The sequence below is a fragment of the Streptomyces sp. NPDC008079 genome, from assembly GCF_042957385.1.
In the GTDB taxonomy this organism is placed as follows: Bacteria; Actinomycetota; Actinomycetes; order Streptomycetales; family Streptomycetaceae; genus Actinacidiphila.
The window spans coordinates 48,974-62,821 of record NZ_JBIBIC010000010.1 but is presented as its reverse complement, the minus strand read 5'-3'; the positions used below and the strand labels follow the sequence as shown (position 1 = coordinate 62,821).

The window sequence follows — 13,848 nt, the reverse complement described above, 5'->3', positions numbered from 1 at the left end:
AACCAGGAGCACCCTCCCGTGACCGACCACGCCGCCGATTCCGCCGGACCCGTCAAGGAGTCCGTGCCCGCAGAGCCGCCGTGGGCGCAGCCGTCCGGCGTCCGTATCACCGGGGTCAGGACGATCCTGACCGCTCCCGCGGGCACCACGCTCGTCGTGGTGCGGGTCGACACCAGCGAGCCCGGCCTGTACGGACTCGGCTGCGCGACCTTCACGCAGCGGGCGAAAGCGGTCGCCACGGCGGTCGATGAGTACCTGGCGCCGCAGCTCATCGGCCGCGACCCGGCGGACATCACGGACATCGCGTCGACCCTGCACGTCAGCGGCTACTGGCGGTCGGGGCCCGTGCTCAACAACGCGCTGTCCGGCGTGGACATGGCCCTGTGGGACATCAAGGGCAAGCAGGCGGGACTTCCGGTGTGGCAGCTCCTCGGCGGACGCTGCCGCACCGCGGTCCCGGTGTACGCGCACGCCGCGGGACGTGACGCGGCGGAGGTCACCGACGAGGTGCTGGCCCTGATGGCCGAGGGGTACGGGCACGTCCGCTGCCAGGTCGCCGTGCCCGGCGCGGGCACCTACGGGGCGCCGGCCGCCGCGGCCACGGCCGGCGCCGCCAAGGCGCTGACCCCCAACGCCTGGGACCCGGCGGCCTATCGGCGCACGGTGCGCGGCCTCTTCGAGCACCTGCGGGAGCACGCGGGCCCCGAGGTCGAGCTGATCCACGACGTGCACGAGCGGGTGCACCCCACCGACGCCGTACGGATCGCGGCGGACCTGGAACCGTACGACCTGTTCTATCTGGAGGACCCGGTCGCGCCCGAGGACATCGAGTGGCTGCGCGTCCTGCGCGGGCGCTCGGTGACCCCGATCGCGATCGGCGAGCTGTTCACCAACCCGGCCGAGTACCGCCCGGTCGTCATGGAGCGGCTGTGCGACTTCATCCGGGTCCACGTGTCGGCGATCGGCGGCATCACCCCGGCGTGGCGGCTCGCCGCCGCCTGCGAGATGTTCGGCGTGCGCACCGCCTGGCACGGTCCCGGCGACGTCTCGCCGGTCGGGCACGCCGCCAACCTCGCCCTCGACCTGGCCGCCCCCAACTTCGGCATCCAGGAACAGCATCTGTTCGGCCCGGCCGCGCGGGAGGTCTTCCCCGGCTGCCCCGAGATCCGCGACGGCCACCTGTGGCCGAGCGACGCGCCCGGTCTCGGCGTCGACCTCGACGAGCGGCTGGCGCTGAAGTACCCGCCCAAGGGCGCGGCGGAGCCCGGCCACGCGTGGAAGCCGCCGCGGCGGGCCGACGGTGCGCTCCAGCGCCCCTGACGCGCACCCGCCCGCCCGGCACCGATCCCGCACCGCACTCGAACCGGCCCCGCACTCGAACCGACCCCGAACCGACCCCCGCACCGCACTCGAACCGAACTCGAAACGAAGGAGCCCCACCCTCATGCGACCCCGTACCTTCGTCACGCTGCTGGCGGCGACCGCCTGCGTGTCGGCCGCGCTCACCGGCTGCGGCTCCTCCTCGTCCGGCGGCGGCGGCGCCACGACCACCCTGACCGTCGCCGAGTGGACCAACCCGGGCGCGATCGAGTTCACGCAGGACCTCAACGCCAAGTTCGAGAAGGCCCATCCGGGCGTGAAGGTCAAGCTCCAGCAGGCGCCGAACAACAACGGCGCCTGGCAGCAGCTCTGGAACAGCCTGCTCCAGTCCAAGTCCGTTGACGTACTGGCCCTTTCCGCGCCCACCCAGGCGGGCTTCGCGCCCAGCTACACCAGCCTCAAGCCCGCGGGCGCCGCCGCGCTGATCGACGCCGGCCAGATGACCGACCTCTCGGCGCAGCCGTTCATGAAGAACTACGACGCGACGGCCCAGGCCGCCGCGGTCGGGCGCAACGGGAAGGTCTACGGCGTCATGGCCGCGCAGTACGCCGCCGCCGGGTCGATCTGGTACAAGAAGGACCTTCTCGACAAGTACCACATGGGCGTGCCCACCACCTTCCAGGAGTTCCTCGACGACTGCGAGACGCTGAAGAAGGCGGGCAAGACCCCGATCTTCGTGGCCGCGAAGGACAACATGCAGGGCGGGGTGTGGCAGGGCTCGGTGAACCAGACCCTCATGCAGGGCCGCCCGGCCTCGGACTCGGTCAAGGTGTCGAGCGAGCGGGCCGACGCGTTCTGGAAGGGCACGCAGTCCTGGACCGACCAGGTCTACAAGGACGCGGCAGGCCGCTACGAGAAGGTCATGAAGTACATCGAGCCCAACGCGGCCGGTGTCGCCCAGCTCACCGCGCCCGGCGTCTGGGCCGCGAAGTCCGACGACTACCCGTTCCTGCTGGACGGTTCGTGGGACGGCGCGCTCATCCAGAAGGCCAACCCCACGCTCAACCTCGGGTTCTTCACCATGCCCGGCACCGACACCCCGGCGGCCAACCGCCTCATGCTCAAGCCCGACCTGACCTGGATGGTCCCGACGACCGCCAAGCACAAGGACCTGGCCATGGAGTGGCTGACGATGTTCTCCGACCCGGAGAACTACAAGGAGTGGCTGACCAAGACCGGCTCCATCTCCACCCAGCCCGCGCTGAAGAACACCGGACTGCCGTGGATGGACTGGCAGAACGCCCACATGGACGACGCCTTCCAGCAGCTCAGCAACCCGTGGGTGCCCGCGGGCGCGCCCGTGGACGCGGGCGGTCCCGACTTCTCCAAGATGACGCCGATCGGCGGCGACAGCGCCGACACGATCCTCAGCCGCTCGGCGAGCGCGTACCGCAAGTCGGTCGGCAACTGACCACCGCCTCCCAGGCACCATGAGAAAGGAGGCGCGGCGTGGCACGCTGTCCCTTCGGAACCCAACGGACGCGGCGGTTCATTCCCTGGGCCAGCATCGCGATTCCGGGAGCGGGCTGGCTGCTGTTCGGGCTCTACCCGTCCCTGGCCACCATCGGATACTCCTTCACCAGGTACTCCGGGCTCCCGGGCACGCCGCTCAACTTCTGCGGACTGTGCAACTACGACGCGGCGTTCACGTCGCTGTCCACCCAACTGTGGAGCGCCGTACGGGTCACGCTGATCTATGTCATCGGCGTGACCGTGCTCCAGAACGCGATCGGGCTGGGACTGGCCCTGCTGCTCAACCGGCCGGGCCGCTCCCTGACCTTCTACCGCGCGCTGATCTTCATGCCGCAGATCTTCTCCGTCACCGTGGTCGGCGCGGTCTTCTCCCTCATGCTCGACCCGTACTCGGGGCCGGTGGAGAAGGTCGTGCACGGCCTGTTCGGTGTCGACTCCGCCTTCCTCGGGTCGAGTTCACTGGCGCTGTGGCTGGTGATGATGGTGAACGTCTGGATGTTCTCCGGCTACTCGATGCTCATCTACATCGCGGGACTGCGGAACATCCCGCGCTCGGTGTACGAGGCCGCGGCGATGGACGGCGCGGGGCGGTTCCGGGTGTTCCGGCATGTGACGTGGCCGCTACTGGCCCCGGCCACCACCGTGAACGTCTTCCTCACCGCCATGGCCACGCTGGGCGAGTACGCGCTGATCATGGTGCTCACCGCGGGCAACTTCGGCACCAAGACCCTGGGGTTGTACATGTTCCAGTCCGCGTTCGGCAGTGACAGCCAACTCGGCTACGGCTCGATGCTGGCGATGATCCAGTTCGTGCTGACCGTCGCGATCGGCGGCGTCCTGCTGTACGGCCTGCGCAGGCGGGAGGTCTCGCTGTGACGACCGCCCGGGCGGCCGGAGCGTCGCCGTCGTCAGCGCCGAGGACCCCCGCGGCCCCCACCCGGCTCCAGCGGCTGATGTCCGCCAGGACGACCAAGGCGGCGGGGCTGAACCTGCTGTGCTTCGCCATCGCGGCCGGTCTGTTCGCCCTGCCGCTGGTCTACGTCCTGCTCCAGGCGTTCAAGACGTACACCGGATTCCTCCAGAACCCCACCGGGATGCCGCATCCGTGGACCACCGAGAGCTTCTCGGCGGCCTGGAACCAGGGGCACTTCGGACGGCAGATGATCAACAGCCTTGTCTACGCGGTCATCCCCGACGTCGTCACGCTGATCCTCGGCGTCTTCCTGGCCTTCCCCATCTCCCGCGGCTACTTCAAGTACTCCAACGGGCTGTACACCTTCTTCATCTTCTCCGGCTTCCTGCCCGGCGGCCTGATCCCGCTGTTCATCGAGGCCAGGACGCTGGGCCTGTACAACAGCATGGTCGGCTACCTGATCCTGACCAGCCTGTCCGGCGCCGGGTTCTTCTTCTTCGTCGGCTACATCAAGGGCATCCCGCGCGAGATCGACGAGGCGGCGGCGCTCGACGGCTGCGGCTACATCCGGTTCATCTTCACCATCATCATTCCGCAGATGAAACCGGCCCTGGCCACGTTCGCGATCTTCGGCTTCGTGCACGCCTGGAACAACCTGATCCTGCCGCTGGTGATGCTGTCGGACTCCGCGCTGTGGCCGGTCACCCGGGGGCTGTACTCGTTCTTCGGCGAGTACTCGCAGAACTGGCCGCTGATCGCCGCGGGCACCTTCATCGTCGCGGCGCCCATCATGCTGCTGTTCATCCTGCTCCAGCGCTACCTCGTCGAAGGCGTCGCGGGCGGCGCGGCGTTCGGCACGCAGGGTGTCGCGCCCGGCTCGTCGGGCGCCGGAGGCGCCGAAGTGGGAGGGGGATCGTGACGTCCGCCGTCACGCACTGGCCGGCGGACGGCGACGAGGTGAGGTTCGCGCTCAGCGACCCCCTCGACCACCCCGACTTCGCCTGGCCCCGGACTCTGCTGCACTACCCGGTGCGGTGGGCGGCGCCCTCGATACGCGCCGGGCGACTGCGGCTGCTCGACGCGTCCGGCGCGCCGGTGCCCTTCCAACTCGCCGAGACGACCACGGACTCGGAGGGCGACGACGCGTTCCTGACGTCGGCCACCGTCTGCTTCTTCGCCGACCTCGCGCCCGGCGCCCGCCATGAGTTCACCCTGCGCGCGGACGAGACGCTGCCGTCGGCGCGGGGCACGGGGCCGGTCGAGGTCACCGAGGACGGCGACGGCATCGTGGTCGACGGCGGAGCCCTGCGGGTCCGGCTGCCGTCCGCCGGCCGGTTCGCCACCGGGGACATACCAGGGCCGGTCCGGCAGCTCGACCGCGGGCACGGCTGGGTCGGCAGGTCCGTACTGCGCTGCGGCGCCGGGCGGCTGGACCACCTCGACGTGCAACTGACCGAGGCCGGACCGCTGTTCGCGACCCACGTCCTCACGTACGTCTTCACCGGCGGCGCCCGCTACACCGCCACCGTCCGGGTGCTGCGGGACTGCGACTTCCTCGAACTGTCCGAGGAGATGGTGTCGTTGGACGAAACGGCGACCACCACTACTGCGACGACGACGGCGACGACGGCCGTGGCCTGGGAGCTGCACTGGGAGGGCTGCACGCCCACCCACCGGTTCTCCTCCGCCTGGCCGTTCTCGCAGTCCGCCGCCGACCACGCCGACCCCGGTTCGCCCGAGCTGTACCACTGGCTCGGCATCGACGAGCCCGTCGTCGTCGGCGACTGCGGCGAGGACCCGTCCTTCTCCGGGCCGGGCGCCAGGGAGCACCCCGAGACCGACATGGCCTTCACCGTCGGCCCCTACGCCCCGAGCTTCGCGTGGGACATCCGGCCGCACGCCGCCTTCTGGGACGCGGAACAGCGCGACGCCATGGGCGTGTTCGTCCGCGACCACGCCCGGTGGGACGACCGTACGTACTCCTCCTGGGCGTCGGCGGACACCCTCCGCGTCCACTTCCGCCACGACGGCGTCCTGCGCTGGACCTGGCCGCTGCGCACCGGCACCCGCAGCACCGGTATCGCCTTCTACGACCACGAGCGCGACCTGGAGGTGCTGCGCGCGCAGCGGTCGACGGCCTACCAGTCCACGTACGTACGCCATCTCCAGCACTGGCAGGGCACGCTCAGCCTCGACCGGGTCAAGGACTGGACGCTCACCTACATCGGCAAGCGGCCGGAACCGCTGTGCGGGGAAGGAGAGTTCGGCAGCGCGCGGGAATTCGCCGACGCCCTGCTGACCGGCCCCGAGGGACCCCGGCTGATCGCCCACGGGGTCAACGACGTCGGGGGCTACCTCAACATCGGCCAACGCCCGCTCTACGACCGGCTGCTGGACGGCTACGACCGGTTCGCCGGACAGCTCGACGCCGCCGAGCGCGAACGCGTGGACGCCCTGCTCCTGCTGACCGGATACGTCTCGGCGGGCGAGGAGATCGGCCCGCTGCTACGGATGGCGGGCGGCCACCCCAACTTCATGGCCGACGGCAAGGCGGCGCTGGCCTGCCTGGCCTGGCTCTACCCCGAGCACGAGGCGGCGGGGGAGTGGCTGGACCAGTTCGAGCGGTTCGCCGAGCTGACCGGTGTGTTCCACACCCGCCCGGCGCTGCCCTCCCGCCGCGCACGGCCCGGCCGGTGGACCGAGAGCCTGGCCACGTACGTGTGGGCGTATCTGCGGCCCCTCGGCCAGGGCAACCACCTGGCGCGGGAGGCCGACGGCCGCAACCGGGCCGTCACCCCCGAACTCGCCGCCCTCGGCGACTGGTTGGTCAACGCGCTGACCGCGCCGGTCGACGTCACCGGCACCGGCGAGCTGCGGCGGCTGCACCCCGCGCAAGGAGCGCACGCCTACTGGCCGCGCCGCCCTCCCATCGAGATGCGGCTGCTCGGCGAGACCCTGCACCGCTACCGCCCGCTGGTCGCCGAACACCTGCTGTGGGGCAGCGACCCCGCCGCCCGACGACTGGACAGCCCGCACGACGCACCCGACCCCTGGCGCGTCACCGTGCGCACCGAGGGCAACCCCGGCACCAACCCCCGCCTGCGCAGCGCCAAATACACCGGATACGGGATCACCCTGCGCGCCGACGTCGACCGGCCGGGCGAGGTCGCCGTCTTCCTCCAGCAGGTGGACCGCGGCCCCAACTACCGCTGGGGCGTCGCCGACGACAACGGGAGCGGCCACCTCTACTACTACGCGGCGGGCGCCTCCTACAGCGGTCACGGTCCCGAGGACGCCGGGGACCGCCGCGTGCCCGACGCGACCTTCGCGACCTCCTGCGCGGTCTGGAAGGACGGCGCCTTCCGCGGCATCGGCTGCCACACCCTCGACCGGCCGATGTACGACCTCGGCGGCGCGCAGTACGCGGAGATCGTCCCCGATCCCGACGGCCCGGTCGGCGACCTGTACCTCGGCCGCAGCGTGCTGCTCGTCGGCACCGACTACCTGGTCACCTACGACTCCTTCGCGCCCAACCAGCGCATGGTGTGGACCTGGTCGGTGCTCACCGAGGCCACCGGGCACGACGCCAACAGCTACCCCCACCTGCCCGAGCGGATGCCGTTCATCCACCTCGTGCGCGGGGTGCGCGAGGACGGCACGGTGGGAGAAGGCGGCGCGGCGGGCCGGGGCGGCGCGGTGCGGGAGGCCGGCGCGCTCGGAGGCGCCTTCGCCACCGACGTCACGCACGGCGTACGCCTCGAAGGCCGCGCCGACGGGGCAAACGGCAACACGCTCGCGGTCGTCAGCCACCGCGACGACCTCGTGGTCGACCCCGCCGCCGACACGCCCTGGGGCGCCAGGATCCGCACCCCGCACAGCCTCGACCTCGTCTTCCGGCACCAGTCCGCGAGGCCCTGCGAACCGGCCGCCGTCGAATTCGCCGAGGACGGGCTGCGGTTCACGGGGACGGCGGGCACGATCCGGCTCTTCGACAGCGGACGCCGCGAACTGACGCTCTTTCACGGCAGCGCCATCGGCACGGCGGACGTCCTGCTGACCACCGACGACCGCGACCTGGGCATCAGCCTCGGCTACCTCCACCCCACGGAGCTGCGCGGCACGTACGACGCGCAGACGGACACCGGGATCACCCTGCGCCTGCCCGCCGGGCTCGACGCCGCGGCGGACTTCTCCGTGGACGGCGCACCGCTGCGCCCGCTCGGCCGGACGCACGACACCGTGCGGCTGGCGCTCCCACGAGGCCGCCACGCATGGGAGTTGACCGCGCGCCGCCCGGAACCGCCGCCGCCGCGGGTGATCCGTACCGAGACCGTCCCCGGCGGCGCCGTCGTGCACTTCACCGCCGTCGCCGCGGCCGACTCCTACCTGCTCGAACTCAGCACGGACGGCGGTCTGACCTGGGCACCGGCCGTCGCCGCCGCCGACAGCCCCGGACTCCTGAGCGGACTGTCCGACGGCGTGAAGTACCACGTCAGGGTCGCCGCGCGGAACACCGACCGGCAGGGCCCTCCCGGCGCCGACTACCCCGTCTACGCGACCGGCCGGGCGCCGGAGCCGCCGGACGGCCTGAAGCTCAGACTCAACGACGGCGCGGTGAGCGTCAGTTGGGGCGAGGTGCTGGGCGCAGGACGGTACCGGCTGTACCGGCGGCGCAAGGGCGAGGCCGGCTTCCGCGAGGTCTTCGCGGGCACGGCCTTCGCGTACGTCGACCGCGTGCCCGGTGTCGTACCGGCGACCGGCGATCCGCGCGGGTCGGACGGTGCTCGCGGCGGCGGGAGGCCGGGGCAGGCGCCCGTCCTGGAGTACGCCGTGGCCGCCGAGAACGGAAACGGTACCGGCCCCATGTCGCCCCCCGTCGACACCGACCCCGGCAGCTGGCGGCACTGGAATCCACCGGTCGACGTCGCCTTCCGCCGCCACCACGCCTACAACCAGCCGCCGTACGCCCCCGCCTGCGCGACCCCGCGGCCTTACGACGAGCAGCGCCCGCCCGCCCAACTCCCGCACGATATGGACCCGTTGGAGCGAACATGGTGACGGCGCAGCGCATCCTGATCACCGGGGCCGCGGGCCGCGTCGGCCGGGCGCTGCGCCCGCGCATGGCGCGGCCGGGACGCACGCTCCGGCTCCTGGACATCGCCGAGATCGAGCCGCCGGCGCCGGGCGAGGCCGTGGAGACCGTCCGCGCCTCGTTCACCGACCCGGACGCGATCGACGCCGCCTGCCAGGGTGTCGACGCCGTGCTCCACCTCGGGGGACTGGCCGGGGAGGCGCCCTGGGAGCGCATCCGGGAGATCAACATCGACGGCACGCAGCGGGTACTGGAGGCCGTGCGCCGCCAGGGCGTGCCGCGGGTGGTGCTCGCCTCCAGCATCCACGCGGCGGGATTCCGTACGCGGGACGACGCCGTACCCGTACGGGAGGAGGGCGCTGCCGCAGGGGCCCCCGCCGCTGAGCTGCCCGCGGACATCGCACCGCGCCCCGACACGTTCTACGGCGCGGGGAAGGCCGCGGTGGAGGCGCTCGGCGCGCTCTACCGGAGCCGCTTCGGCATCGACGTCACCTGTCTGCGGATCGGCGCCTTCCGGCCGCGCCCGCTCGCTCCTGAGGACCTGGCCGCCTGGCTGTCGCCGGACGACGCGGCCCGGCTGGTGGAGGCGTGTCTGCGCGCGGAGCCCGCCGGATTCCGGATGCTGTGGGGCATCTCCCGCAACACCCGCCGGTGGTGGTCCCTCGCGGAAGGGGAGGCCATCGGCTACCACCCGCGGGACGACGCCGAGGACCACCTGGCCGCGCTCCTGGAGTGCGGGTCCTTCGGTCCCGCGGACTTCGACCCGGCGGCCGACCGCAACTTCCGCGTCGGCGCCAATTTCTGCACTATGCCGTTGGGCTGACGACAAGGGCCTGCCGTCGGCAGCAAGCTCGGACGGCAACAGTTTTCGGTCATCCGGCCGCGCAGGCGCTCCGGTTGGCGAACACCGTGGGACTGGAGAGGGAACGTATGAGTGAGGAACACGCCGGTCGCGTCGCGCTGGTCACGGGCGGATCGAGCGGTATCGGCCGCGCCGCCGCGGAACTGCTGGCCGCGTCGGGCGCCGCTGTCGCCGTCTGCGGTGTGGACGCCGACGACACGGAGAAGACGGCCGCGGCCATCGCGGAGGCGGGCGGCCGGGCGCTGCCCGTCGTCGTGGACGTCTCGGACCCCGACGCGGTCGCCGAGGCGGTGGCGCGGACCGTGAGCGAGTACGGCGGTCTCGACGTGCTGGTGACGTCCGCGGGCATCCAGCGCTACGGGACGGTCGCCGAGACCGACGAGAAGACCTGGGACGAGGTGTTCGCCGTCAACGTCAAGGGAGTGTTCCTGACCGCCCGCGCCGCCCTGCCCCACCTGCGGCGCAGCGCCTCCGGCGGCTCCGTCGTCGTGGTCTCGTCCGTGCAGTCGCGCGCCGCGCAGTCCAACGTGGCCGCCTACGCGGCGGCGAAGGGCGCGCTGAACGCGCTGGTCCGGTCGATGGCCGTGGACGAGGCCCCCTTCGGGGTACGGGTCAACGCGGTCTGCCCCGGCTCCGTCGACACCCCGATGCTGCGCCACTCGGCGGCACGGTTCAGCGACGGCAGCGACGAAGGGGTGCGGCGACTGCTCGGGGAGTGGGGCCGCAGCCACCCGATAGGGCGCATAGCCCAGCCCCGCGAGGTCGCCGAGGTGATCGCCTTCCTGGCCGGCACCCGCGCCGGATTCGTCACCGGCACGGACATCCCGGTCGACGGCGGCGTCCTCGCGGCCCTGGCCGTCACCCTCCCCCAGGACGCCCCCGAGCCCTCCGCGACAGCCTGACCCCACGGCCGGACCGATACCGGCGACGAGGGAGCGGGGGCCCTCGTCGGCACGGCGAAGTCGGTCACCGTGCGCAGCGACCGGCGCCGGGCGGGCCCGTCGGCGTCCCGGCGGCGCGCGAGCCGTTGCTCTACGGCCTGCGGGCGGGCGGCGGTTGAAGGGCGGGCCAGCGGGTGAGCATCGCTTCGCGCATCGCGGGGGCCAGACGGCCGAGAGCCGGCAGGCGGCCCTCTTGGGCGGTCACGCGGCCGACGACGCCGAGCCGGTGGACCAATCGCTGACGGGCCGTCACCGTGCCCCACTCCCAGTCCTGGTGCGGAATCAGGGCCAGGCGGTCGGTGGTCCCGCGCTCGGCCCGCTGCACCAGCGCGTCACCGCGCAACAGCCAACCGGCGCAGGCGTCGGTGAGATCACCCGGGACGTCCGTGCCCGTCGCCCGGCGCCAGGCGTCGCGATACACGGCCTCCGCCGCTTCCAGCAGCGGGGGAGCGGGGGCGGTGACGCACCAGCAGGTCGGGAAACCGACGCGCAGATAGGCGAGTTCGACGATTCCGTCGCCCAACGCGGCCTGCTCGAAGTCGATGAATCTGACGCCGTCGTCGGTGTGCATGTCGTTGCCGGGGCACGGGTCGCCGTGCAGCAGAGCGCGGCCCCGCGCCCGTGACGTACGGTCCACGAGGTCGTCCAACTCGCCGCGTACGGCGGGCGGTACGGCGACGCCGAGGGCCTGGGCGAGGCCGAGGAAGGAGTCGACGTCCGTGTGCGCCGGGCCCGACCAGGCGGGGAGTACGTCCGAGCCGTCGCTGTCGGCGCTGTCGTCGCCGTCGTCCCCGACGTCCGCACCGCCGTTGGTCGCCGCGTGGAGCCGGGCCAGTGCTCCGGCGTAGTCGACGATCCACTCCTCGCGCGGCGGCCGGTGCTCCACGTACTCCAGCACCAGCACCCGCTCCCGCGCGTCGGTGCCCAGCAGCGTCGGCACGACCGGCGGATCGACCCGGCCCGCGAGCCGCAGCGCGGCCACCTCGCGGGCGTACCTCTCGTCGGCCTCGGGCGCGTCGACAAGTTGCTTGACCACCACGGGAGTTCCGGCCAGCTCGGCCCGCCACACCCGCGAGCGCGGACTGCTCCCCAGCCGGCGGCCCCGCCGGGGCGTCCCCAACTCGTCCCGCAACTTCTCCCCGAGGGGCAGCCGTGACCGCATGGCGGCATCCTCGCACGGGCGGGGACGACACCCGGAGCGATTTACGGCGCGGCGGCCCCGCCCGGTCCGGGGCGGTCCCCGCCCATGACATTCGTCATGAACAGTCATGACAGACCACACGGCCCGAAGCGCCGACGGGCGGACAGCCTTGAGTCATGGACACAGTCATCGAAACCACCGGCTTGCGGCGGAGCTACAGCGGCTTCGAGGCCGTACGCGGCGTCGACATCAGCGTGGGGAAGGGCGAGCTGTTCGCCCTGCTGGGGACGAACGGCGCGGGCAAGACCTCGACGCTGGAGATCCTGGAGGGGCAGGCGCCCGCCGGCGCGGGAACCGTACGGGTGCTGGGCGCCGACCCCTACCGCGAGCGTGCCGCGGTGCGGCCCCGTATCGGAGTGATGCTCCAGGAGGGCGGCTTCCCCACCGAGCTGACCGTCGCGGAGACCGTCGACATGTGGGCGGGCTGCACCAGCGGCGCCCGGCCCGTGGCGGAGGCCCTGGAGCTGACGCGGCTGGAGCAGCGGCGCGGGGTCCGGGTCAAGCAGCTCTCCGGCGGCGAGCGGCGCCGCCTCGACCTCACGCTCGCGCTGCTCGGACGGCCGGAGGTGCTCTTCCTCGACGAGCCCACCACCGGTCTCGACGCCCAGTCCCGGCACGACACCTGGGACCTGATCGGAGAGCTGAAGCGGCAGGGCACCACGGTGCTGCTCACCACGCACTACCTCGAAGAGGCGGAGCAGTTGGCGGACCGGCTGGCCATCATGCACGCGGGCCGGATCGCCAGCACCGGACGCGTCGCGGACGTGGTCGCCGAGCGGCCCGCGCGGATCACCTTCGAACTGCCCTGGGGCCGCTTCCCCGCCGACCTGCCGCCGCTGCGGTCGATCGGCGTCACCGCACACGAGGTCACCGGCCAGAAGATGCGCCTGGAGACCCGCGACCTCCAGCACACCACCACCGAGCTGCTGTGCTGGGCCCGTGACCAGGGCGTCGAACTGACCAGCCTCGACGTCCGTTCCGCGTCACTGGAAGAGGCGTTCATGGACATCGCCAAAGAGCTCGACCACCGGGACGAGCACCCGGACGAGCATCGTGGCGGCGACCGCACAGAGCAGCGATCCGACCGCCGAGCCGACCACCGGGCCGACGACCGCCAGGAGACGACGCGATGACCTCCGCGACCACGACGACCACCGCGCCCACGGACACCGCGCGCCGGTCCCGTAAGAGCACCGAACGCCTGGCCGCGCTCGGCCGCGCCGAACTGATCCTGCTGGTCCGCAGCAAGGCCGCCCTCATGACGGCCCTCGTCCTGCCCGGTGTCATCGCCGTGTCGATGCGCAGCGCCGTGAAGAGCCTGGACCTGGGCGGCACCGGCCTGTCCGTCGCCACCGTGCTGGTGCCTGGCGCCCTCGGCATGGCGCTGTTCTTCGCGATCTACACCAACATGGTCGGCGTGTACGTCACCCGCCGCGAGGGCCTTGTCCTCAAGCGGCTCCGCTCGGGAGAGGTCCGCGACGCCGAGATCCTGACCGGCGGCGCGCTGCCCGCGGTCCTGATGGCGGTCGTGCAGTCCCTGCTGCTCGGCGTCGGACTCGCCGTCCTGCTCGACATGCCCGCCCCCGAGGCACCTCACCTGCTGGTCCTCGGCCTGCTCCTCGGTATCGTGCTGCTGGTCGTGGGCGCCGCGCTCACCGCCGCCTTCACCCAGACGGCTGAGAGCGCCCAACTGACCTTTCTGCCGTTCATGCTGGTGAGCATGGCCGGTTCCGGGATGTTCCTGCCCCGCGACACCCTGCCGGACACGGTGGCGCGCATCGGCGCGTTCCTGCCGTTCACCCCGGTCATGGACCTGTTGCGCGGCGGCTGGACGGGGAATGTGGACGGGACGGACCAGCTCCGGCTCACTCTCACGGCCCTGGTGTGGATCGGCGTGGCCGTGCTCGGCGTACGGAAGTGGTTCCGTTGGGAGCCTCGGCACTGAGCGCCCGCGCGGCCGACGAGAAGGCCGGGCGCGCACGGCGC

10 protein-coding genes are annotated in these 13,848 nt (G+C 72.3%); 9 read left to right on the top strand and 1 reads right to left on the bottom strand.

Translation table 11 applies throughout. The annotated features are described in order from the left end of the window. Window positions 1-18: 18 nt before the first annotated feature. The 7 genes from ACFZAM_RS21655 to ACFZAM_RS21625 all read left to right on the top strand — a co-directional run bounded on the left by ACFZAM_RS21655 (window position 19) and on the right by ACFZAM_RS21625 (window position 10,622). Window positions 19-1,320, top strand: a complete 1,302-nt coding sequence (locus ACFZAM_RS21655; protein ID WP_391048304.1) for an enolase C-terminal domain-like protein — start codon at window positions 19-21, stop codon at window positions 1,318-1,320. Between the two features lie 124 nt (window positions 1,321-1,444). Next, a complete protein-coding gene (locus ACFZAM_RS21650; protein ID WP_355333127.1) occupies window positions 1,445-2,791 on the top strand; it encodes an extracellular solute-binding protein in 1,347 nt (448 codons plus the stop codon). A gap of 38 nt (window positions 2,792-2,829) precedes the next feature. Continuing rightward, the gene (locus ACFZAM_RS21645; protein ID WP_355333125.1) at window positions 2,830-3,729 is read left to right on the top strand and encodes a sugar ABC transporter permease; all 900 of its coding nucleotides are present in this window, start codon (window positions 2,830-2,832) and stop codon (window positions 3,727-3,729) included. After that, window positions 3,726-4,685 carry an ABC transporter permease subunit gene (locus ACFZAM_RS21640; protein ID WP_391048300.1) on the top strand — a complete coding sequence of 320 codons (960 nt, stop codon included), beginning with the start codon at window positions 3,726-3,728 and terminating at the stop codon, window positions 4,683-4,685. Before ACFZAM_RS21645 ends, ACFZAM_RS21640 begins: the two co-directional genes overlap by 4 nt. Then, a complete protein-coding gene (locus tag ACFZAM_RS21635) occupies window positions 4,682-8,824 on the top strand; it encodes a hypothetical protein (protein WP_391048299.1) in 4,143 nt (1,380 codons plus the stop codon). The genes ACFZAM_RS21640 and ACFZAM_RS21635 overlap by 4 nt, the downstream gene beginning before the upstream one ends. Then, on the top strand, window positions 8,818-9,681 hold the full coding sequence (locus tag ACFZAM_RS21630) for an NAD-dependent epimerase/dehydratase family protein (RefSeq protein WP_391048297.1): 864 nt from the start codon (window positions 8,818-8,820) through the stop codon (window positions 9,679-9,681). The genes ACFZAM_RS21635 and ACFZAM_RS21630 overlap by 7 nt, the downstream gene beginning before the upstream one ends. A gap of 107 nt (window positions 9,682-9,788) precedes the next feature. Next, window positions 9,789-10,622 (top strand): glucose 1-dehydrogenase, encoded by an 834-nt coding sequence (locus ACFZAM_RS21625; protein ID WP_391048294.1) that lies wholly within the window; start codon window positions 9,789-9,791, stop codon window positions 10,620-10,622. A gap of 130 nt (window positions 10,623-10,752) precedes the next feature. Here the strand turns inward: ACFZAM_RS21625 and ACFZAM_RS21620 are convergent, their stop codons facing one another. Further along, on the bottom strand, window positions 10,753-11,823 hold the full coding sequence (locus ACFZAM_RS21620) for a phosphotransferase (protein WP_391048292.1): 1,071 nt from the start codon (window positions 11,821-11,823) through the stop codon (window positions 10,753-10,755). A gap of 155 nt (window positions 11,824-11,978) precedes the next feature. Between ACFZAM_RS21620 and ACFZAM_RS21615 the strand changes: the two genes are divergently transcribed. Continuing rightward, a complete protein-coding gene (locus ACFZAM_RS21615) occupies window positions 11,979-12,995 on the top strand; it encodes an ATP-binding cassette domain-containing protein (protein WP_391048290.1) in 1,017 nt (338 codons plus the stop codon). Further along, window positions 12,992-13,807 (top strand): ABC transporter permease, encoded by an 816-nt coding sequence (locus ACFZAM_RS21610; RefSeq protein ID WP_355333109.1) that lies wholly within the window; start codon window positions 12,992-12,994, stop codon window positions 13,805-13,807. Before ACFZAM_RS21615 ends, ACFZAM_RS21610 begins: the two co-directional genes overlap by 4 nt. Window positions 13,808-13,848 lie beyond the last annotated feature (41 nt).